Genomic DNA, 23,182 nt, shown 5'->3' with positions numbered 1-23,182 from the left:
CGGGCCTGTTACCACCCGCCTTTCATTTCCGCGTCCATTCATCCAGCCAGGCGATGACGGTCTCGTGCCAAAGCACGCCGTTCGCCGGACTGAGCACCCAGTGATTCTCATCCGGGAAATAAAGGAACTTGCTCGGAATCCCGCGGCGTTGAAGGGCGGTGAAGGTGGCCATCCCCTGAGTGTCCACCACGCGGAAATCGCGTCCGCCGTGAATCACGAGCATCGGCGTCTTCCAGTTCTTGACGAAGTTGATTGGATTCTGTTTTTCATAGCCTTCCGGATTTTCCCATGGAGTGCCCTGATGCTCCCATTCGGGAAACCACAACTCCTCGGTGTCGTAGTACGCGAGTCGCTCACACAAATTGCCATCGTGATTCACAAGGCAGCGGAAGCGGTCCGGCCAGTTACCGGCAATCCAGTTGATCATGTACCCGCCGTAAGATGCGCCCAGTGCCGCCACGCGATTGCCATCGAGCCAGTCGTAACGCTCGATCGCCGCGGCCAGTCCTTTCTGCAGGTCCTCAAGCGGCTTTCCACCCCAGTCCCCTCGGATCGCGTCGCAGAACTCTTGTCCGTAGCCGGTCGATCCGTGAAAATCAACCATCACCACCGCGTAGCCTGCGCCCGCGTACGCCTGCGGGTTCCACCGATAGTGGAAGTGGTTGCCGAATGAGCCCTGCGGACCGCCGTGAATCAGGAAAGCGACAGGGTACTTCTTTCGCTCGTCAAATTGTGCCGGCTTCACGACATAGGCGTAAACCGGCTCATCGTTCCAGCCCTTGAATGAGAACTGCTCGAAATCACCCATTCGAGCGCGGGCGAGCTTCTCGTCATTCACATGGGTGATGCGTGTCGCTCCGCTGCCATCGGGCTTCACTGTGTGGAGCTCGACTGGCGATTTCAGGTGATCCAGACCGTAAACAAGCAAATTGCCGGCTGCCTGAACGGATCCGACGGTCCCGTCCTTCACCAGCAGGCGCGCCTCGCCCGTCGCCGCATCGATCGCGAACAGTGACACCTGGCCGACGTTGCCGGCGGTCGCGTAGATCGTCTTGCCGTCCGGTGCCCATGTGAGCGATCCGACGGAAAAATCCCAGTTTTCCGTCAGCACGCGCTCTTTGCCGGACTTCCAGTCGCGAAGGACAATTCGCTGGCGGTCGGCCTCATAGCCGGGCCGCTTCATTGCAAGGTACGCAAGCGTGAGACCGTCCGGCGAGAAGACCGGTGTCGAGTCTGTGGCCTTGTTCTGTTCGGTCAGACAGGTCGGCTTGAGCGAGCCATCGATCGGAACGGCGAAGAGATCAATATTGGTGGACCATGCTTCGTCATGCGTGGCGTTGCGAGCGCTGAAGACGATGCCCTTGCCCTGCGGCGTGAACGCAATACCCTCGGTACCGCCAAAAGGCTTCTCCGGAATGTCGAAGTCCATCCGACGAGTCAGATCGATCGATTCTCCGCCAGAGAGGTCGCGAACGAAAAGATGCGACCGGCGGCCGTCTCGCCAGGTATCCCAATGGCGGAAGAAAAGTCGGTCATAAACCTGCCCGGTCGTTTTCCTGGCCGCCAGTTCGTCGAGGCGGGTCTTGGTTTCAGCCGGCCCGCGCGAATCCGGAAAGACGTCCATCGTGTAAGCGATGGTTTTCCCGTCCGGCGATACAACCAGATTTGACACATCCAGTGGTTCGGTGGTTACCTGTGACGCTTCGCCGCCATCCGCCGCGATTTGCCAGACCTGCGAGCTGCCGGACCGCGTCGAGAGAAACATCACGGTCTGGCCGGTCGGCAGCCAGCGCGGGTTGAAGTCGCTGGCCGGATGCGAGGTCAGCCGCCGCATTCCAGTTCCATCGATGCGGACGAGCCAGAGGTCAGTGAGCCCCTTGTTCGCGGCCATGTCCGTGGTGCGAAGCGTGAAGCAGATCCGCTGACCGTCCGGCGATACCTGCGGGTCGCCGATCCGCTCCATCGCCCACATGTCGTGCACAGAAAAGTTGTGAGGTTCATCGGCCAGTGCGCGGTTGACGCCGAAGGGGCCAAGACAAATCAGGCATGACACAACGAGCTTGCCGACTCCATTCAAGTTTGAACGCATGAATCAGTTTCTCCCGTGAATTTGACAGGCAATCTGTTGCCCGTGGTCCATCAGTAAGGGTTGGCGATCTTAACCGGGATCGTCCGGCGAGCGAGCATGGAAGGCAGCCCGGAGGGCGTTTCATTGTGTTGTCGCGCCGCATCGTAACTCATAGAGTATGCCTGCCCCGCGGCTCAGACGCACCGGGGCGACCGGTCGGATCTCCCTGTTGCGGCGCATCGTCGCATGCCTTGCGGAATACACGCAGCCCATGACGGCCAAATCAACGCTACGAGCCATTCGGCGGCGCATCACGGCCACCGTGATTCAGACGGCATGCGATGCCGCGCCCTTCGTTCCGGAGCCATTGATTCGGTTCGCACAGGATGCGATTGCCGGGGCGGGACCGCTCGTGCCGCCGCTCGCATCGCTCGTTCGCCGAAACATGCGAAGCGCGGGAATCACACGTCCCAAGGCCGTGCGTGATTATTTCAAGCAGGCCGCGCTCCATCTCTTTAACGGCGTCCGCATCTTCCATTATCGCCGGTGCCCGGAGCGGATCAGGGAAATCGCACGACGCGAGACCCAACTGGATGAGTCAGTTCACGATGCGTGCAATGTACTCGCGTCAGGACGCGGCGGAATTCTGGCCCCCGCTCATTGTTCAAATTACCTGATTTCACTCGTTCGGCTGCGCGAAGTGCTGCCGCTGTCAATTTACCTTCGATGGTCAAAGGACCAGCGAAAGGTCGAGCTGAAGCGGAAGTGGTGCGAAGCGGCGGGACTCGACGTCATCATCGAGCCGCGCGATGCGGCGAACCCCGTCGGCAGCGCGATGATCTGCGCCGACGCCATTCGTGCCGGCAAGGTCCTTGCGATCACACCGGACCTCGTGCAGGAAGCGAATAACGGCACGCCTGTACGAATGTTCGACCGGATTGGCTGGCTTCCGACCGGGCCGGCGTCGCTGGCGATGCTCTGCGAGGCGCCGCTCATCCCCATCTTCACAAAGCCTTGCGAGGATCAGCAGCTTATTTATGCGGGACAGCCGATCACCGTCCCGCTTCCACCTCGTTCGGAGGGTGGAAGACATGAGGGCGTCCGTCGGGCAATGCAGGCGTGGGCGGACGGTTTCGTCCGCTATGTTCAGAATTCGCCGCATCTCTGGTTCCTCTGGGCCGACAATCGATGGACCCGGTTCTTCTCCAATGACCCCGAATACGCCGCGCCTGCGGCTGCCGCCAAACCGGCGGTCGAGTTCAACGATCGATCGTCGTTGAACTCCGTTCCAGAGTCCCGGAAAGCACCCGCATGATCGCGATTCCGCTACTGCTTGCTGTCCCTGTGATCATGTGGCTCGTGCAGACCGGCCTCCTTATTAAGCACGGCCTGCACGTTCGCTTCAGAATCGACGCCGGAGATTCACCGCCAATCGTTCGGAGCGCCGGCCGGATCGTGACGCAGATTTCCCTGGCATCCCTGGCGATTGTCTATCCATATTGCATCGGACGATCACCGATCGCGTACTACGCGGAGCTGCTGCCCTTCGATGCTGCTCTGCGCGATGCGGTCCGCGGCTGTGCCGCCACGACACTCTTTCTTTGCCTGCTCTACCTCGCATGGTTGTTGAACGACCGACTCCGCGTGCCGGATGCGCTTGACGTACGGCGTACCGCGCGGCGAATCGCACTCGTGCCGCTCTCCGCTGCATTCGGTGCAACTGTCGAGGAAATGGTGTTTCGAGGTGTGGTCATGGCTGATCTGCAGCGGTCAGGTCTGTTCGGTATGCCGGCCGTGGTCGCAATCTCCGCGATTGTTTTTGCAGCGGCGCATTATGTTCGCAGTCCAAAGCGCTACTGGACGGTCGCCGGACATCTCGTCCTCGGATGCTTCTTGTCGATCGCGTTTGCCGTGACGGGAAATCTCTGGCTGGCGATCGGCCTGCATGCCGGTGGAATCCTGATGATCATGGGAGCGCGGCCGGTCCTGAAGACGCGGGGACCGTCCTGGTTAACCGGAGCAAGTATCTATCCGTACGCTGGCGTCGTCGGCGCCGTTGGCCTGACCATTCTCACGGTGCTGATCGCGCGTCGCCAATAGGCGGTTCCCGCTGCCGCATTGCGTTCAGCCGGGAGCGATCAATCAGCTTATGCCTTGCCGTCCCGTGAAATGCCAGCACAATGGGTCTCATGCAACGGGAGCATTCAAAAGACGCCGAGCAGTCTCATGAGAACGCCGCCGCCGATCCGTCACCCGGAGCGCAGGGCGTGACGCGCGTAGCGGTTTTGCTCCCCTCTGACAGTTCAGCGCGCGAGGCGTTCCAAGATCATGTCGCACGTCTATTTTCGATGCAGGCCCGCGTCTTCCATCCGAAGGATCAGGCCGAGTTGAACGACGAGCTAAAAAAAGGGGGGTTCGACCACGTCGTTTTCGAATCGCAGCAGGACCTGCTAGCCATGATCTGGAACGGGCACGGCGATATCGGCGACTGGTGCAAGCGGGGCGTGAAGATCGGCGTTTGCCGTTCGGGCCGTTCGAGTGCGGAATCGCTCACGTCGGCCGCTCCGCGCGAAGTCAGCCGGGTCGAACTGATCGAAGTAGCCGAATGCTTCGAGCGATGGTCGGTCGCGCGCCGCCGCCGACAGGTCATCGTCGCGACCATCCTGAGCGTCATCGCAATCGCGGCACTCGCCGTTTTGTTAACGGTCAAGCCGGTGTAGGCACAATTTCAAACCCGGACGATTTCGAAAGAACTGTAGGTTTGCTCGCGGCGTACTTTTGCTTGAATCGCCGCCGACGCTCGTTGATAATCTCTGACTCCTCGCCTGACTCGGAGCCGCTCCCATGAATGCCGCGCGCCTTCCGCAGACCGTGCTCGGATCTGCCGTCACGGGTCTTCTCACCGCGATTCAGATGATCGGAATTGTCGGTTGTTCGACTGCCTTCAACCCGGTCGACTTCAATCCAGCAAGTCCCGTCGGTCTTTTCGTGAACCGTGCCGGAACCGGCGGGCTGCTGGGTACGATTCGCTTGCCCAATGGTCGGTCCGCGTTTCTTTTCGGAAGCGTCTTCGAAAGCGGGTTGATTCGCGAAATCGATGGCGCGGTGCTCGTTGATGAAAACGGGGACGAGGCATTTGCCGTTTTCGACAACGGGTTCATCAAATCGGCGGAGGCCTTCGACGGCTCCACCCTGTCGATGAATTATGACGAGATCTCGACGCGCCGGGTCAAGGGGCGGGCGGATTTGAATTTCGCCGCCGTCCCCGAGTCCGACCGTCAGCAATCAATTCCTTTTGATATAGATCTGGAACAGAATGCCCGGGATCTCGCCGCCAAGGTCCGAGAACTTTTTGGCATCGACATCATTAATGCCGAGCCGCCCGACAATCCGCTCGCCAAATCGAGACAGCTGGATGCCCAGCGGGGGAGCGCCTCGTCGGAGCTCGTGGGGGGCCCGGGCGGGTCCGGGAAGGAATTTGCGAGGGAGCAGCTCATACTGTTTTTTGTGCAGTTTCATGCCGCGGCCTTTGCCGCTTTGGGCTTCATTTTGGTGGAAATTCTGGCGGCGGTCGTACCGATTCTCTTTGAACTGACGGTCGCTGTTGTGTCTTCCATCACGCAAGCGGTGGTGATCGCGATGTTTACGCCTTTCATCCTGCTTGGCGAGCTGATGCGGGTCGCCGTATTTCAGCCGCTTTATGTCGTAAACATCGATGTCGATTTGAATTTGAGTATTCCCCGCCGGCCGTCGCGGTAGCGGGCGCGAGGGCTTTTCAAGGCTGCGATGTTGGTTGGAATGAGCGTGTGTTAAGGCACAGTCTGGCGGCCAGTCCGAAAAAATACGCAGTGATTCCACGAGCGCTTGTTTGAGATAAATGATCCTGAATCGGGGAAAGTCTTGATTTGGCGTTACGACTTCGTTACTCTCGATTTCGGAGCGCGGGGCAAATTCTGCCGGTTGGTGAATCCAACGGGTGGGATTGACCGGGTCTGCCTGGTGCTCACTGCTTCGCGTGTCATTCGGCAGGCGGGCAATAAATGGATGCGAGCAGCGCGTGCATGCACCTGCGCAGCGGCGTCCAATGAGGGGAAGGTTTCTTGCAGGTTCGGCGACAAAACTCAATTTTGCGCGAATTCATCGGCTCCGGTTGTGGGACCGGACCGACCCTACTGTATTTTTCCACTTCTTTTAGTTGTTCGATGAACTCGAACAGGGAGGCAAGCACATGTTAGGGAAGAAGTTCTGGTGTCTGTGTACCGGTTTGCTGTGTTGTGCCATGACGATGTCATGGACTTCGCAGCGGGCGGTGGGTGATGAAAGTAGCGAAAAGATGGGCAGGGCGGTCATTCCGGCCGTCGACCGCTCGGAAATGTCGCTGAATCGCGAGGACGTCCATAATTCGGGCGATCCGGGATTAATGTATCAATTCATGCTGGAGCGGTTCGGCAGTGATGGGATGGACGAACTCATTCAGAAGTTCGGCACAGACGATCCCGTCTTTCTTTTCGAAGAAGTTGGCATGGCCGCTGACGGCATCGGTGCCGAAGTCGGCGCCCCCCGCGGCGGCGCCCCGGCGAACGATGCGTGCGCCAATGCCGAGGCTCTCGCGGTTCCCGCGAGCGTCACGGTCGACACGACTCTCGCCACGACTGATACGCTGAATTCTTCATCGTGCGCCGCCAGCACCACCGCCCCGCGAAAGGGCGTCTGGTATTCCGTGGTGGGCGACGGCACGACTTACACCGTCAGCACCTGCAATCCCGGAACGTTTCTGGATACGGTCGTTCAGGTGTTCTGCGGCAATAGCTGTTCTGACTTCACGTGTGTCAACTCCAATGATGACTTCACGGCGAACGACTGTTTTCTGACTTCATCTGGTGTCAATCGGAAGTCCCGCCTTTCCTGGTGCACCGCCGTCGGACAGACCTATCTGATCCACGTTGGCGCGTTCACCTCGACCTCGTCGCCCCAGGGCGGTCCGATTGAGTTGACCGTCACGAGCAATGGCCAGAGCTGCACGCCCGCTGCTTCCTGCACGCCGGTTCTTCGCCGCTGCTGCTATTGGGACAGCGGCAGCCAGGTTTGTGCCGACCTTTCGTACGGCGCATGCGTTGCGGTGAACGGCGTCTGGGGCACTTCGGGTTCGACTTGCGCGACCGCCTGCCCGACGACAACCGGCCGCTGCTGCTATATCTCCGGCGGTTCGGGCCTCTGCGCGGTAAACACAAATGCTGAGTGCTGGTCGCTTGGCGGCCTCTGGGTCTCCGGTTCAACCTGCGCGACGGGCTGTCCGCAAGGCCGCTGCTGCTACGTCAATGGCGGGTCCACCTCTTGCATTGCAAATTCGGAAATTGAGTGCACCGCGCTGAATGGCTACTGGACCTCCGGTTCGACCTGCGCGACGGCCTGCCCGACCGGCCGCTGCTGCTATTTGAACAACGGCGCCAGCGCCTGCGTTGACAACGTCACCGAAGTCTATTGCGAAGTTGTCTACGGCGGATTGTTTACGTCCGGTTCGACTTGTGCGACGGCCTGCACCACCGGCCGCTGCTGCTATCTCAATAACGGTGTCGGCGCCTGCGCGTCGCCTGTCATTCAGGGTGAGTGCCTGCTTACGCTCAACGGCACCTGGACCTCCGGCTCGACCTGCGCGACGGCCTGCCCGACCGGCCGCTGCTGCTACCTCGACAACGGCGTCGGCGCCTGCGCGGTCGTTCAGCAGGCTGAGTGCACGTTCCTCGGCGGAACGTGGACCTCCGGCTCGACCTGCGCGACGGCCTGCCCGACCGGTCGCTGCTGCTACAACGGCGGCAATGACTGCGCCGTCGTCCAGCAACTCGAGTGCACCGCACTGGGTGGCACATGGGCTTCCACGCTGACCTGCTCGACGGCCTGCCCGACGAACGACACGTGCGCGACTGCCACGCCGATCAACTGCGGCGACAGCATCCTGGCCAACCTGCTGGGCGCTGGTAACGACTACGGCGCGGTCTCGATTCCCTGCACCGGATTCACGGCCAATGGTCCGGATCTTGTGTACAGCCTGACGCTAACATCGGCTCGAACGGTCACGGTGTCCATGGTTCAGACCGGCGCTGGCGGCACCACGTTCGATGCATCGCTCTACGTTGTCACCAATTGCAGCGACATCAACGGCACCTGCCTCGCCGGCAGTGACCTTTGCTGCAGCGGCGTGACAGAGACCATCACGTGGTTCGCTCCTCCGGGAACCTATTACATCATCGCGGATGCGTTCACGAGCGCGCCGACGAATCCGGCGTTCTTCCTGAACGTGACGTGCGCGGCTCCGGGCGCCTGCTGTCTGCCTGGCGGCGGCTGCAGCGACGTGGCTGATGCAGCCGCGTGTGCAGCCCTGAGCGGCACCTACCTTGGCGCCGACACAGAGTGCTCCACCTCCAACTGCGCCACCGGGGCCTGCTGTCACGGTGACGGCACCTGCACCGACGGCGCTCTCGAGTCCGAGTGCGATGGCCTGTATGACACGTTCTCCGGCGGCGGCAGCTGCGCCTCCATCACCTGCTCCGGCCGATGCTGCTACTATGCAATCGGCATGAGCCTCTGCGAAAACACAAATCAGTTGGCCTGCGAGGATCTCGGCGGACAGTACGCCGGTATCTGGACAGCCAACCTGAACTGCGGCAGCGATCCTTGCCCCACGGGCCGGTGCTGCTACGACATCGAAGGCACTGATTTCTGCGAAGTCGTGAATCAGGACGCCTGCAACGACCTCGGCGGTACCTGGACGCAGGGTGCTCCATGCACTCCGGATGCCTGCTTGTTCCCCGACACCTGCGAAGATGCCATCGCGGTTAACTGCGGCGACGTCGTCCAGGGCACACTGGTCGGTGCGAACAATAACTACAACCCCGCCATTCCGGGACCGAGCTGCACCGGATTCGCTGCAGTCGGCGCGGATGTGGTCTACAAGATCACGTCGCCTTTCGCTCGGAACATCACGATTCTGATGGACCCGAGTCCTGAGTTTGACGCGGCACTGTATGTCGTTACGAACTGCAACGACATGACCACCTGCGTGGCCGGTGCGGACAGCAATGTCACCACCCCGGGTGACGAAACCTTGACGTTCGCGGCAGCCGCCAACGTCACCTACTACATCATCTGCGACAAGTTCGGCGCTTCGGCCGGCGGTCCCTTCACGCTCTCGATCATTTGCCCGATCGAGCCGTGCGGCACCTGCCCGGCCGATCTGGACGGCAACGGCCGTCTGGACGGACGCGACGTGCAGCTCTTCACCGACTGTGTGGTCAACAGCCTCAACGGCATCCCGCCGGCCGGCTGTGGCTGCGCGGATGCGGATGAGAGCGGCCTGGTCGATCTCGCCGACGTGACCGCTTTCGCGAACATCCTCGTCAGTCTCACCGACAAGTTCTGCGGCGACGGCGAAGGCCGATGCTGCATCAACAGCGGTGCGAGTTGCGTGGATGGCGTGACGGCTGAGGAGTGCGCCGTTCTGGGCGGAAACTTCGCGGCCGGTCTGAACTGCACCGCCAATCCGTGTCCTGTGATTCCGGACGATTGTACTCAGGCGATTGCGGTTGGCGTCCCGTCATCGACGGTCGGCGACAACACGCTCGCGACGGATGATGCGGCCCCGGCAGCCTGCGGTGTTTCCACGCCGAATCAGGGCGTCTGGTACAAGGTCACCGGCACGGGCAACACCATTCGGGTCTCCACCTGCAACATCACGACGAATTTCGACACGATGCTCGAAGTCTTCTGCGGCGAATGCGGCAGCCTGATCTGCGTCGGCGGCAACGACGACACGGTTGGCTCTCCGCCGGATTGTGCACTCGGCGGCCTCAACCGCAAGTCGACGTTCACCTGGTGCTCAGCCCTGAACACGGTGTACTACATCCGCGTCAGCGGTTTCTCAGCGACGTTCGGAATCTATCAGCTTGACGTCAGTGACGACGGAGTTCCCTGTGCCAATCCACCGAGCTGCACTCCGCCGATCGGCCGCTGCTGCTATCAGGATGGAGGCGTTCAGTGCAGCGACATCACGCAGGCAGCGTGCAATGCGCTGAGCGGCTCGTGGAATGGTGCATTGAACTGCGGTGCCAATCCTTGCACCGGCAATGACACCTGTGCGACGGCTACGCCGATTGTGTGCGGCGCGTTCGTGGCCGGTTCCACCGTTGGTGCATCGAACGATTACAACCCGACCGCAGCCGGTTGCACTGGTTTTGCAGCCACCGGTCCGGACGTGGTCTACTCGTTCACGGCGGCCTCGGATGCTCTGGTTTCGGTCCTGATGGACACGAGCCCTGAGTTCGATGCCTCGCTGTACGTGGTGACGAACTGTGCGGATGTTCTCGGCTCATGCGTCGCCGGTGCGGATGACAATGTCGTCGCCCCGGGTGATGAGTCGCTCTCGTTCGTGGCTTCCACCGGCACGACCTACTACATCATCTGCGACGGTTTCGGCACGGCGAACGGCACGTTCAACCTGTCGGTAAGCTGTGTCTCGGGTGATGGCGGCGCCTGCTGCGATCCGGACAACGGCACCTGCACCGACCAGCCGAATCTTGCGGCCTGCGATGCCGTTGGTGGCGTCTTCCAGGGTGCTCTGACCACTTGTGCAACCACTGTCTGCCCGCAGCCGAACCCGACCTGTGAGACCGCGATCGCAATCGATTGCGACACGTTCTTCCTTTCGGGTTCGAACATCGGTGCAGGCAACAACTACGACCCGACCGCCGCTGGTTGCACGGGCTATGCGGCAACCGGTCCGGACGTGGTCTACTCATTCACGCCGACAGCGGACACCGTGATGACCGTCACGATGACGCCGACGGCCGTGAGCTTCGATGGTTCGATGTATGTCGTCACCGACTGCTTCGACATCCTCGGCACCTGCGTGGCAGGCTCGGATAACTTCCCGGCCCTGGTCGAGCAGGTGACCTTCGCGGCCACGACGGGCATCACCTACTACATCATCGTTGATGCCTTCAGTGGTACGGGCGGGACCTTTGATCTGGTCATTGAATGTGACAACAGCGGTGGCGGCGCGTGCTGTGCGCCGAACGGCGTCTGCACTGTCGTTCCGTCCGGCCTGCTGTGCCCGAATGGTTATCAGTTCGAGCCGGATTTCGCATGCGAGGATATCGTCTGCGTCTCCTGCGTGAACTGCACGGACAATGAGCTCGAGGGCAACTGTGGCGGCGTGGACAACTTCAACGGCGGATGCAACTCCGTTCCGGTGATCTTCTCGCCGATCGCGTGCAACGATTCTGTCTGCGGCACTGCATGGGCCGATGGCGGAACGCGTGACACCGACTGGTATGAAGTCAACGTTGCGACGGCGTCGAACCTGAACTGGTCGGCCACGGCGGACTTCGACTTCCTCATTGCCATCGTGGATGCATCGAGTGGCTGCGCGAATCTGAACATTCTCGCTTCTGCCGCTTCGACGACATGCCAGTTGACGTCGGTCAACGTGAACGTGGGCCCGGGCACCTACTGGGTGCTCGTCCTGCCGAGCGTGTTCGAAGGCTATCCGTGTGCTGGCGGCCCGTGGAATTACACGGCCACCCTGGCATGCACGCCGATCGGTGACGAAGGCGCTTGCTGCACCGGTGAGGTCTGCACCGAGTTCGTGACCCAGGCAGATTGCTTGAACGGTGGCGGCACCTATCTGGGGCTCGCGTCGGATTGCATCGGCGTGGATTGCAACGACTACATCCCGATCACCAACGACGAGTGTGTCGATGCCATTGACATCACCGCGAACATCAATGGCGCGGCCGTCAGCGGCAACAACACCACGGCTACGGCCAATGGAGCCGATCCGCTCTATCCGGCGGCTTGCCACTGGACCGGTGCGGCTGCCCAGGGCACCAACACCGTCTGGTACAAGTTCACGGCGCCGGCCAATGGCTCGGTGACGGTCCAGAACTGTGCCTCGGCCGGCACGCTTGTTGACGGCATCATCGCCGTGCTGGAAAGCTGTGCAGGACCTGTCTTGGCATGCGATGATGACGGATGCACGGGCGCCGCGCCGTACTATTCGACGGCGTCAGTGACCGGTCTGACTCCGGGCAATGTGTACTACGTCAAGTTCGCCTGCACTGGCGGCTGGACGGGTTCCGTTCCCGGAAGCTACGACCTCGTGATCACCAGTCCCTGATCGGTGATCCGATGAGTCGGAACGTCCGAGCTTCCTGCCAACGGGCATGAGTTCGGCGTTCGGAGTCTGAAAACACAGCGGCCCCGTCGGAGACAATCCGGCGGGGCCGTTTGCTTTTTATGAGTTGCGAAGGACAACCGGCGCGCGGCACGATCGCCAGGCAGGCCGTCGCCTGTGAAGTTCTATCGTGTGTTTACTTTTGAATGAAGGAGTCAATTGGAGGGGACTGCCGAAGGAGGGACTTGAACCCTCACTCCCTTGCGGGAACCGGATTTTGAATCCGGCGCGTCTGCCGATTCCGCCACTTCGGCCGAAGTTCACGTCATGGATTGTATTCTAACAAGGCCTTGGGAATCGACAACCGGGACGGGGCGGCGGATCGGTTGGGCGCGAGTGTGTGGATGGTTTGAATCCCGGGGTTTCAAGACTCGCTGGAAGGGTCCCGCTCGCGTCGTGCGCATTCGGCATCGTAAACGGCGTATTTGATCGTCAAACGCCAGTCATCCAGCGCGTCGAGCGCGGCGGCCCGCGCGGCCTGAATCTCAGCGTGTCGGGCCAGGGTTTCGCGCAGAAGTTTCTCGATCGCCTCGTGATCGGCGAGCGGCAACGCTTCAATCTTTGATTGCAGTCGCGCAATTTGCAGTTGAAATTCGTCGCTTGTCATGGGTGATCGACGTCACGCCCGCGCATCGAATTGGCGCGGCCGCAGTCGCTCCTTATCAAGTATATTCGCGCCGCCGGAACTCAATCCACCGGTGACGAATCAAATCGCTCGATGGCGTTGTGGCGCATCGGATTATCGGGATGAGACTGCATCCGGACCGTCGAAATCCGGTGGCGCCGATGGGTCAGGGAAGAAGCATGAAGAAGTAGAAGGTGCTCCATGCCAGACAGGCGAGTGTCCATGGCGCGGCACGCGGCGTCGTGACGTAGGGGGCAATCACGGCGAACCAGATCGGGATGAAATCCAGTGCGTAACGATAATAGCCGCACTCGTGGGAGCCGGTGGTGTGGTAGCCCCACAATCCGAAAATCACCAGCAGGGAGGAGAGCATGAGTGCCCGGCGGGCCGGATCGCGCCACCATCGGCGTGCGGTGGCAAAGACCGCCAGCAGAAGCGGGGTTGTGAACCAGATGCTGCCTCCGTCCCGGTCGGTGTTATCGAAGTAGATGGTGTTCTCTCGAATGTCGGGAGTCGGCAGCGTGAGGTTCATGGATTTGAAGTGGCGCGGAAACCATCGCGTGCCCCAGAAGCAGGATTGCGCGTCGAGAGCGATCTTGTCCGTTCGTCCGACATACATGCCGGGATAGCCTGAGTCGAGCGGGTTACCGAGTTTTGCGTAGCTCATCGCCATCGGGTATAGCCCGATCACAGCGACCACGCCGAGGGCGGCGAAGAACTTGACGTAACTTGTTCTCACGCTGCGACCGGCTGGAGTTATCTCGCGGAACGCTGATTCAATCCCGATCGCCGAAGGAGGATTGCCGCGGGGCGATCGGCAGGCCGTCCACGTCAGCCAGAGAAATGGCAGCGCATACAGGCAAGTCATCTGCCTCGACCAGGCGGCCAGAATGAGTCCGATCGCTGCCGGCCAGACTCGACGTCGGCCAAGCATGTCCGCGGCGAAAATCAGCAGTCCGGTCGCGGCGATGACATGGTTAATGTAGTAGATGCTGCTCCCCCGGCAGTGCCAGAGGACCGGACGCATGCAGGTGCCGGCGATGAAATATCCGGCGAGGACCGCGCCCCATGCTGCGGACCGGGTCTGGAGTCTGAACACACCGAAGGCCACCAACGGCACGGGCGCTGCGAGCATGAGAATGTAATAGGGCGGGTAAAACTGCCCCGGCGGCGCACCGGTCAATTCCGAAAGCCACACGCCGACGAGTGAAAGCAGCACGAAGACGTGCCCCACGACGTTGTACTTGCGGCCATCGACGGCCGGCGCTTCCCAGATGGGTGCGGCATCCGAGAGATACAGCTTGCCATCGCGCCATTGCATGGCTTCGTCGAAGGCCGCGTTCATGTGTCGGATGACTTCCCACCGGGAGAGGCTGATTCGCGGTGCGACGACAATCAGAAGCGCAACCATCAGCAGGGCGAGGCACCCCCACATCTTCCATCGCGGTTCAACCGCGAGCGGATCGGAAGGGGGATCGTTTTGTTGGATGGCGCGTTCCGGAGGAATCATGCGGCGATTATACAGGTGGATTGTCAAGTGTTCCCGAAATGAAGAAGCCGGCGGGAGTCCAAATCCGCCGGCTTCCGGACGATCATGAATTTTGGGGTGGCTTGCTGCGAATGGAAGCGACAGCGCCCATCCGCGCAGACTCATGTACCGATGCGTCAGCCTTTAACCACGCAGATGATCGTCTTGGTCTTCTGATCCTCGACTTCCCATTCGAAATCGTCGAATGCCATTTCGACGACATGTTCCACGAACTCTTCGGCGCTCATCGCGGTCACGACCGTGAACTTCACAGTGCCTTTGGCGCCTTCCTTCGTGACTTCTTCGACGCCCTTGACTTCGGCCAGGGCCTTCTTGATCGCCAGGCCCTGTTTGATGCTTCCGACGTTTCGGACTTCAACGATGATGTCGCCGACTCCGCCAGCCGTTCCGCGAGTCCAGGCTTCGAGCAGATCGTAAATGCTCTGATCGGCGAGCTTTTCACCGGTCTTGTTGAGCGTCTGTGTCGCTCCGGCGGGTCCCGCAACGCGGGAGCCACCTCGAATCGAGGTGACGGCATTGGAAAAGATGCCATCGCCGGTTTCGGTCCAGAAACCCTGGATGGTCACATCCGATTCCCACATATTCAGCGTGCCCGCAGGCGTGTTTGTCTTCTGCGGCCCGCTGGCCCGCGAGTCACCCTTGAGAACAATGGCTGCGCCATAGCTGGTTGCCAGCGCTTTCAGCGTTTCGGTGTCGTTCTCGGCGGCGGCGACTTCAGCCTTCTTGCGTTCAATCTCCTTCAGCGCGCCGGGATTGACGACCTTGAAGCCCAGCTTCATCAGCTTTCGCTCGATGTACACGCCGGTCTGGCTGCTGTTCTGGACGACTTCGCGGCTGCCCTCAGGGCGTTCCATGTCGTGAATGGCCTCTCGAAAGAGTACCATGATCTTCGGCCGCCCAAGCTTCTTCAACTCGATCGCTACGTCCGCCCAGGTGGCGTCCAGGAGGCTCTTGCTCACTTTCGCCTCGATCTCAGCCGTGAAGATGCCGGATCCGCTTGATTCCCGCAGCACCTTGTAGTCCTTTACGAGGCCCGAGGCCCGCGCCAGGACCACGTCGTATTCGAGCGCGAAGTCCTTCGTCTGCGACCGGCTGGCGATTTCGTTCTGCCCGCCGCGCTCGATCGCCTTGCGAAGGGCGTCCTTGATCGCGCCGTCTTTGTCCAGCCCCTGGCCTTCGACCTTGACCACCACGACGTCGTCGGCCGGCGCGCGGGTCGCGCCGAACGAAACCATGCCGACAGCGGCCGCCATCGTCCACGTCAACCGTATGAATCTGTGCCTGCGCATTATCCATCACTCCCAAAAAATAGGTTCCCCGCGGTGCAATTTCTGTCTTTAGTTGACCCTGACACAATCGACGGATTGTCGTTAAGTTGGATCGATAAATCAAGCTGGGAATGAAAAGGGGGAGGGCGTGCGAATTGTTTGAACTCCGGATCGCCTTTACAATCGGATCCCTGTAAATATCACGCAGCAGGAGATTGGCGTATGCCGCTCGATGAAATCGAATTCGAGGCCGAAGAGGCCATGGAGAAATCGGTCACCTATCTGAAATCGGAGTACCGCGGCGTGCGGACGGGCCGAGCCTCGCCGGGATTGGTTGACCAGGTTAAGGTGAAAGTGGCGGCATATGGCGGCGCGCCCATGGAATTAAAGGCTTTGGCGACGATCAGTGCGCCGGATGCCGGAATGCTCATCGTCAAACCCTTCGATCCGACCACGCTGAAGGACATCGAACGATCACTGCAGGAGGCGTCGCTGGGAATCAACCCGCAGAGCGATGGAAAGGTGCTTCGACTGCCGATTCCGCCGCTCTCCGGCGAACGGCGACAGCAAATCGCGACGCAGGTCAAGAAGCTGGCCGAATCCCAGAAAGTGGTCATTCGGAATGCCCGCCGCGATGCGATTCAGAAGATCGAAGCGGAGAAGAAAGCCGGCGATCTTCCTGAAGACGATGCCAAGCGTGGAACGGAAAACATCGACAAGCTCACCAAGAAATTCGAAGGCATGCTCGAAGAGCTGGCGGCCGCAAAGACGAAGGAAGTCACCGAGGTCTGATCTCGTTGGCGGTGCGTCGATCAAACGCCGGATCCGGCCCTCGTTCGCACAAACGTAATCGCTGACGATTCGGCGCGCGTCCAGGTGCCGCGGTACGGCTCTATTTGACGCGCGAACGACGTCTCTCTCCGCGTCTTCGCAGGCTCGAAACCAGTCCGGCAATCAACAGCGGCATCATGCCTGCACCGCCTGCCCCGCAGGCGCCTTCGCCGCAATTGGGCGTGGGATTCGGTGCAGGGTCGCCTGAATTATCATTGTTGTTGTTATTCGCGTTTCCGTTCGTGTTTGTATTGTCGTTCGAATTGGTATTGTCGTTGCTATTACTGTTTGCGTTGGAGTTGGAGTTCTCGTTCCCGTTTGAATTCGAGTTATTGTTGTTGTTGTTGTTGTTCACGGGGATGTTGTTGTTGAACCGCACGAGGACCGACGTCGCGGAATACTCCATCTCCACGTCAAGCCCGGCGGGGAGTCCGCTGGTATCGACGGTTGCAAATGTCCCCGAACGAGTGAGCGCGGTGAGGATCGTTACTTCATCGTCTGTCGCAGGAATGAAACCGTTGAGGAGACTGAGCTTCAATGTGCCGCCCAGCGTGGCATTGCCGGCAATTTGCAACTGGTCGTGAGCAGTTTCGGGCGTCAGCCCGCCGATCTCAATTTCGAGCGTGCCGTTTGCGTCCTGAAGATAGTCGCCCGGACGGCCGGTGGGACCATCGCCGATTATCTTGAGAATTCCGGCCGAGTTTCCCGGTGCCACCACGCCGCCGTTGTTATTCAATCGCCGAACCAACAAACTCCCGCTGCCACGGACGGCGCCGGCGTTCAGTTCGAACATGCCCCCGAACGAACCTGGCGCTTTGACCGTTGTACCCGAATCGATTTGCCACTCACCACCCTCGTTTCGAATGTTCGAGTCCTCGAAATCGAGTGTGCCGGACGCGACATGGATCAGTCCGCCGGCGTTGTTGAAGAACAGCTCAAAGAAGTCGGCTTTCACTGCGGCCGTGCCACTTCCCATTGTCTTCTGAATCGTTCCATTATTTTGAATTGGAAGATTGACCAGGCCGGCGGTACGCAATGCCGCGCCGTCATGGATTTCGACGACGCCGCCCGGTTGAATCGTGAGGGTCCGATCCACCGTCGCAAGAACTCCCTGCTGAATTTCTGCCGTGCCCTCAATGAATAAGTCGCCGAAAGAGCTTTCGTGCGGTCCGCTTTGCTCAATGCGGGCACCGGGCTTCACCGTCACAGGGGGTGTGATTCGGGCACCGTCGACTTCGAGTCTTCCTGTGACCTGAAGGCTCCCCATGTTATTGGTTGAACGAATTTCACCCGAGTCGGCGACCTTTAATCGGTTCAGTTCCACGGCCTCGTTGACAATCACTCCAGCACTCGATCCAGTGTCGACAAGAACGACTTCACCATCTCCGATAAATTGAATTCCCTGCCGAAACTCGAAGCCGAAGGACGTCGCAAAAGTCAGTGTCGAACCGGTGCTGACCCGAAATTCGCCGTTCGAGGCTCCTTGGCCTGTTAGCGTGACATTTCCGGATTTAATATCGAAGAGTCCATTGTTTTCCAGATTAATATTCCAGATGCTTGTGCCTGCCCCGGCGGATTTTTGAATCGTTCCGAGATTGGTCACTTTGCCGAATCCGAACTGCTGAGTGGTCAGCAGGGACGCATCCGTCTGCTGATCGAGCAGCGAACCAGCTTCGATTCGTAACACCGAGGGCAGTCCGCCCGGCCCAACGCCGACGACAAGATTTCCCGAGTCCTGCCAAGTGATGGTTGCGGCGTTCGATAGCGTGATGTGTCCCATGGGGCGACCAACATTAGCGCCGAGCAACTTGTCTTCCGCACCGCTCAATGTCATCTCATTGTTCACCGTCAAAACAGGTATATCGGAGTCCGCGCGTGCGAGAGTTCCGCTCTGCCAGACAACCGAGCCGTCGAACGTCGCGCCGGTTTTCACATTTAGAATTCCGAGAAGGGTGAGCGTTCCATTGGACTGACTCAGCATATTCGCGTTGGCGTCGGAGAACGGGCTGGCACCGACAATGCAGTCCTGCATGACACTGACCTGATCGAGCTTGCTCGGCGCGGCGGGGCAGACACCTGCCGTACAAGGACGATTCCAGTTGATTTGAAGATTTGGACCGCACACGCAGCAATCCTGCCAAACGTTGCTGCAATTCGCAGTAAATACCAGGTCGTCGGCGAGCGCATTATCCGCAATACTGGCGCGAGCGAGAAGGATTATGAGTGGGAGTACTCGCAGAAATAGAACGATCCGCATGGGATTCTCCGATTCGGTCCAAGGAGCCTTAGCCCGGTAGTCCGCGCGATCACATTGAAGTGCAAAGCGAGTTGGATTGCATTATTTGTCGACCGATGAGGTGCAGTTCCAACCCGCTATCCAACCTTAATCCTACCCGTGGATCGGCGGTCGATTCAACTCCAGTTTCAGGCGGAACAGTGAAGAGCGGGGTCAGCGCGCCGCGGTATCGGACGCGTTGATTTGAACGGTCCGGAAGCAAGAAGCCGACAATGCCGGATAGTGCGACGCATTCGCACGAAATCGCTCCCCCGGCGGCGGCAGATTGGACCGTCGGAATGAATTGGGCCGCTCCAGCCCGGAAAATATGCGGCTACAGAGCGTGATAGAGAAATCCGTGGGCGGTTTTCTCACCGAGTTCACCTTTTGCGACATGGCGGTCCATCAGCGGATTGGGTGCGTATCGCTCATCGCCGTTTGTGTCGCGGTGGTAGTCCGCCAGCAGACGCTGGCAGATGTCGAGTCCGACATAATCAGCCGTCGCGAGAGGTCCTTCGGGGTAATTGAAGCCCAGCTCCATCGTCAGGTTCACATCCCGTGCCAGCGCGACGCTGTCGGCCGTCATCGCGGCTTCATTCATGACGGCCATGAAGATGCGGCTGTAGATCCACATATTTCGATCGGCGGGCTTCTCAAGCATCTCCGCAAATTGCTTCAGCGATTCGCTCGCCTTCCAGGAAGTGCAATCCTTCGGCTTCGTTTCGTAGGCAACCGTGGGTTCGCCGTTGGAATAGTCGTAGAAGCCGCAACCGCTCTTTCGTCCCAGACGACCTTCGGCGACCAGCTTCTGCTGGATCGCGCTCGGCGCGAACCGCGACGGCTTTCCGAAGCCTTCGTATACGGTTTCCGTCACCCGAAAATTGATGTCGAGGCCGATCAGATCGAGCAACTCGAAAGGCCCCATGCGGAAGCCGCCAACCGTCTTCATCGCTGTGTCGATGCTGCGAATGTTCGCCTCACCCGTCTCAAGCAATCGGAGGGCTTCGAGGTAAAATGGCCGATTGACGCGGTTGCCGATGAAACCGGGCGAGTCCTTTACCTTCACGGCGGTTTTGTCGAGTGCCGTGGAAATTGCGCGGGCATCAACCATCGCCTGTTCGGAGGTTTTTTCGCCGCGAACCAGTTCAATCAATTTCATGACCGGCGCGGGGTTGAAGAAGTGCATGCCGAGAAAGCGATCGGAGTGCTTCAGGCCCTCGCTGAGTTTCGAGATCGGCAGGCTGGAGGTATTGGTGCCCAGCAGCGTCCGCGGTGAGGCGACCGAATCGAGCTGACCGATGATCTTACGCTTCAGCGCCAGATCCTCGGATACCGCTTCAATTACGACTTCGCATTCCTTGAACGCGTCATAGTCCCGGGCGACGTGGAGACGCGACATGATGTTGTCGCGTTCGTGGCGCGGCAGGCTGCCTTTGGCGACGCGGGTGTCGAGACGCTCGGCGATTTTTGAATATGCGGACTTCACAAGGTCCGGGTTGGTGTCCAGAGTGTGAACAATGAAGCCTGCCGCAGCGGCAGCCTGTGCGATGCCGCCGCCCATCGTGCCCGATCCAATTACGCCAAACAGTCGCTCGCTAGTCACCTGAAAACTCCGGAGTTCGCTTCTCAATGAAGGCCCGAACGCCTTCGCTGTAATCCTTGGTGCGGCCGGCTATGCTCTGAAGCTGGGCCTCATATTCCAGTTGGGCTTCGAGATCGTTCCCGTAGCCCGCGAGCATTGCCTGTTTTGTCAGCGCCAGACCACGCGTCGGGCGCTTTGCGATCTGCTCGGCCAACTGCCGAGTCGTCGACGCGAGGGCATCCGGCTCCGCCACCCGATGGACAAGGCCCAATTGTAATGCGGATTCGGCCGAAAGGGGATCGCTAAGCCACGCCAGTTCGATCGCTCGGGCGTACCCGACAATTCGCGGCAGAAGCCAGGTCATCCCGCAATCGGGCACAAGTCCGATATTGCTGAAGGCCGAAACAAACTTCGCGTTCTTCGCCGCGATTCGCAAGTCGCACGCCAAGGCCAGGCTCCAGCCTGCGCCCGCGGCGGCTCCGTTAATACTCGCGATGGTGGGGATGGGCAACTTGAAGAGGGCGGTCACGAGTGGACCGTAGCCGTTGCGAAGGCGCGTCCCGAAGTCGTAAGGACCTTCTCGCGAGGTTGCTTCCTTCAGATCCTGCCCCACGCAGAATGCGCGCCCGGCGCCGGTCAGCACCACGCAGCGAATCGACTTGTCACGGGTGACGCCACGGATTTCCTTCGTCAACTCAGCCGTCATGCGGTCGTTTGCGGCGTTCATGTCGTCCGGACGATTGAGTGTGATCGTACGGACGCCGTTGGCATCGCTGATCTGAAGAGTTTCGTAGCTCATATCATCTTCCTCATGGGACCGTCTCGCAAGAAGTATCAAAGCTCTTCTCGGACACTGCAAAGGCGCGTCGCGGTCACGATGGCGACCTTATTTGCCCGTGTAGTTTGGCTTGCGCTTTTCCATGAATGCCTTCATGCCTTCTTTCTGGTCTTCGGTGCCGAACAGCATATAGAACATCTTCCGCTCGTAGTCCAGACCATCAGACAGAGTGCCTTCGAATGCCTTCAGGACAGCTTCCTTTGCGAAGCGCACCGCCATGGGAGATTTGGCGGCGATCTCGCGCGCCAGCTTCATCGACTCTTCGACGACGAGGGCGTCCGCCACCACGCGCGTGGCCAGGCCGATGCTCGCGGCTTCTTTTGCCCCGAAGAAGCGGCCAGTGAGGATCAGTTCCATCGCCCGGAACTTCCCCGCCTCGCGCGTCAGGCGCTGGGTGCCTCCCGCGCCGGGAATCACACCGATATTGATTTCCGGCTGCCCGAACTGAGCGTTTTCGCCAGCGATGATCATGTCACAGTGCATCGCCAGTTCGCAGCCACCGCCGAGGCAGAAGCCGTTCACCGCCGCAATGATGGGCTTGCGGACTTTCTTGATACGCTCCCAGCGAGCGAGGTTGTTGCGCTCATACATGTCCACCACGCTCGCGTCGGCCATTTCCTTGATGTCGGCTCCTGCGGCGAAGGCGCGTTCGTTTCCAGTGAGGACGATACAGCGGATGGCCGGATCGGCGTCGATCGATTCGAGGATGCTGATCAACTGGTCCATCAACGGAATGTTGAGGGCATTGAGGACGTCGGGCCGATTGAGGCGCAAAACCGCCACGGACCCTTCGACTTGCCTAAGGATGAGATCAGTGGACATGGTTCCGGAATCTCCGAAAAAAACGCGAACGTTTGCAGCCAATCAAGAAAACTCGTCGCACCGTCCTATAAGTCTCGGTGAAAATGGGTCTTCAAGATAGGTAGAAAAAAACGTGCTGGTCATTTAACCAGCACGCATGGATTCAAATCTGATATGATTACTCGACGCGCGTTGAATCTGCAAATACAAAACTGACGAATGCACTTTGTCGTTAGGCAGGGCAGCCCGTTCCCGACGAGCCATTTGTACCATCCGCACCGTTGGCTTGACCGCCGGTTCCGCCAGCGGCCCCGGGGGACCCGTCGCCAGCACTTCCTGCTCCTGCGGTGCCTCCGGCGCCGCCTGCGCCGGCTGCGCCTGCGCCGCCGGTCCCGCCATTTCCTCCCGCGCCAACTGAAGTAAGTGAATTACCTCCCGAACCGCCTATTCCGCCGCTGCCGCCGATACCCGTGCCACCACTTCCGCCGTTTCCACCGTTACCTCCAAATCCGCCAATTCCTATTCCGCCGGCGCCACCTTTACCGCCGGCGCCTGGCACGCCGGCGCCACCATCTCCGCCGTTGCCGCCGGCGCCACCGTTACCGTCATGCGGCGGACAGCAGGATCCTCCTATGCCACCATTGCCTCCAACACCGCCGGTTCCTGATCCCCCTGCACCACCTTTTCCACCAATGCCACCTGGCGCGCCGGAACCGCCTGGTCCGCCGTCACCACCTTTGCCGCCCGTGCCCGGCGTGCCATTGCCACCCTTTCCACCTGACGAACATGGCGACCCGTTTGATCCGGCACCCCCGGCATTTCCGGTTGCGTTATTACCAGGAGTTCCATCCTGTCCTGGAGTTCCTGGATCGCGCGGGGCCGCACCAGCATCTATGTTCGGTGACTCAATCGTGTAGGAAAGAACCATGCCGTTCCCTCCCCGGCCACCTGTGCCACCCTCACCACCTGGGCATGAAACTCGATCAACGCCGGGTCCCCCGCTTCCTCCGCTGCCGCCTCGAACGCCAGAGCCCACGAGAAAGCCGCGTATGACTACGTCACCGCCGCAACCTCCCTCGGCCGCATGCATCCCCCCATTCCCACCGCGAGCACCAAT

The 23,182-nt window shown here is 60.1% G+C and carries 14 protein-coding genes and 1 tRNA gene; 6 read left to right on the top strand and 9 right to left on the bottom strand.

The features are described from left to right. Positions 1-22: 22 nt before the first annotated feature. Positions 23-2,089, bottom strand: a complete 2,067-nt coding sequence (locus KF841_12125; GenBank protein ID MBX3396103.1) for a S9 family peptidase — start codon at positions 2,087-2,089, stop codon at positions 23-25. Positions 2,090-2,339: 250 nt separating this feature from the next. Here KF841_12125 and KF841_12120 point away from each other — a divergent pair, with 250 nt between their 5' ends. From KF841_12120 to KF841_12100, 5 genes are all read left to right on the top strand, one after another. After that, entirely contained in the window at positions 2,340-3,383 is a 1,044-nt protein-coding gene (locus KF841_12120) for a hypothetical protein (protein MBX3396102.1), read from the top strand. Further along, complete coding sequence (locus KF841_12115; GenBank protein MBX3396101.1) at positions 3,380-4,168, top strand: CPBP family intramembrane metalloprotease; 789 nt, start codon at positions 3,380-3,382, stop codon at positions 4,166-4,168. The genes KF841_12120 and KF841_12115 overlap by 4 nt, the downstream gene beginning before the upstream one ends. Positions 4,169-4,248: 80 nt before the next feature. Further along, the gene (locus tag KF841_12110) at positions 4,249-4,788 is read left to right on the top strand and encodes a hypothetical protein (protein ID MBX3396100.1); all 540 of its coding nucleotides are present in this window, start codon (positions 4,249-4,251) and stop codon (positions 4,786-4,788) included. A 124-nt stretch (positions 4,789-4,912) separates the two neighbouring features. After that, positions 4,913-5,827 (top strand): hypothetical protein, encoded by a 915-nt coding sequence (locus KF841_12105; protein MBX3396099.1) that lies wholly within the window; start codon positions 4,913-4,915, stop codon positions 5,825-5,827. A 469-nt stretch (positions 5,828-6,296) separates the two neighbouring features. Beyond that, complete coding sequence (locus KF841_12100) at positions 6,297-12,239, top strand: hypothetical protein (protein ID MBX3396098.1); 5,943 nt, start codon at positions 6,297-6,299, stop codon at positions 12,237-12,239. 227 nt (positions 12,240-12,466) lie between these two features. On the opposite strand, the gene KF841_12095 is transcribed toward KF841_12100, so the two are convergent. The 4 genes from KF841_12095 to KF841_12080 form a co-directional block, all read right to left on the bottom strand. Beyond that, positions 12,467-12,550 (bottom strand) — tRNA-Leu (locus KF841_12095). A gap of 110 nt (positions 12,551-12,660) precedes the next feature. Further along, positions 12,661-12,903 carry a hypothetical protein gene (locus KF841_12090; protein ID MBX3396097.1) on the bottom strand — a complete coding sequence of 81 codons (243 nt, stop codon included), beginning with the start codon at positions 12,901-12,903 and terminating at the stop codon, positions 12,661-12,663. A gap of 184 nt (positions 12,904-13,087) precedes the next feature. Beyond that, positions 13,088-14,431 carry a hypothetical protein gene (locus tag KF841_12085; protein MBX3396096.1) on the bottom strand — a complete coding sequence of 448 codons (1,344 nt, stop codon included), beginning with the start codon at positions 14,429-14,431 and terminating at the stop codon, positions 13,088-13,090. Between the two features lie 155 nt (positions 14,432-14,586). Next, complete coding sequence (locus KF841_12080) at positions 14,587-15,759, bottom strand: hypothetical protein (GenBank protein ID MBX3396095.1); 1,173 nt, start codon at positions 15,757-15,759, stop codon at positions 14,587-14,589. Between the two features lie 201 nt (positions 15,760-15,960). Between KF841_12080 and frr the strand changes: the two genes are divergently transcribed. Beyond that, positions 15,961-16,530 (top strand): ribosome recycling factor, encoded by a 570-nt coding sequence (gene frr / locus KF841_12075; protein MBX3396094.1) that lies wholly within the window; start codon positions 15,961-15,963, stop codon positions 16,528-16,530. A 100-nt stretch (positions 16,531-16,630) separates the two neighbouring features. Here the strand turns inward: frr and KF841_12070 are convergent, their stop codons facing one another. From KF841_12070 to KF841_12055, 4 genes are all read right to left on the bottom strand, one after another. Further along, on the bottom strand, positions 16,631-18,826 hold the full coding sequence (locus KF841_12070; protein ID MBX3396093.1) for a hypothetical protein: 2,196 nt from the start codon (positions 18,824-18,826) through the stop codon (positions 16,631-16,633). A gap of 352 nt (positions 18,827-19,178) precedes the next feature. After that, the gene (locus KF841_12065) at positions 19,179-20,447 is read right to left on the bottom strand and encodes a 3-hydroxybutyryl-CoA dehydrogenase (GenBank protein ID MBX3396092.1); all 1,269 of its coding nucleotides are present in this window, start codon (positions 20,445-20,447) and stop codon (positions 19,179-19,181) included. Beyond that, positions 20,440-21,225 (bottom strand): enoyl-CoA hydratase/isomerase family protein, encoded by a 786-nt coding sequence (locus KF841_12060; protein ID MBX3396091.1) that lies wholly within the window; start codon positions 21,223-21,225, stop codon positions 20,440-20,442. Before KF841_12060 ends, KF841_12065 begins: the two co-directional genes overlap by 8 nt. A gap of 87 nt (positions 21,226-21,312) precedes the next feature. Beyond that, entirely contained in the window at positions 21,313-22,086 is a 774-nt protein-coding gene (locus KF841_12055) for an enoyl-CoA hydratase/isomerase family protein (GenBank protein ID MBX3396090.1), read from the bottom strand. Positions 22,087-23,182 lie beyond the last annotated feature (1,096 nt).

This window comes from Phycisphaerae bacterium (assembly GCA_019636475.1).
In the GTDB taxonomy this organism is placed as follows: Bacteria; Planctomycetota; Phycisphaerae; order UBA1845; family UTPLA1; genus JADJRI01.
Note: the sequence above shows the minus strand (reverse complement) of the source record. Positions and strands in the feature narration are given on the sequence as shown.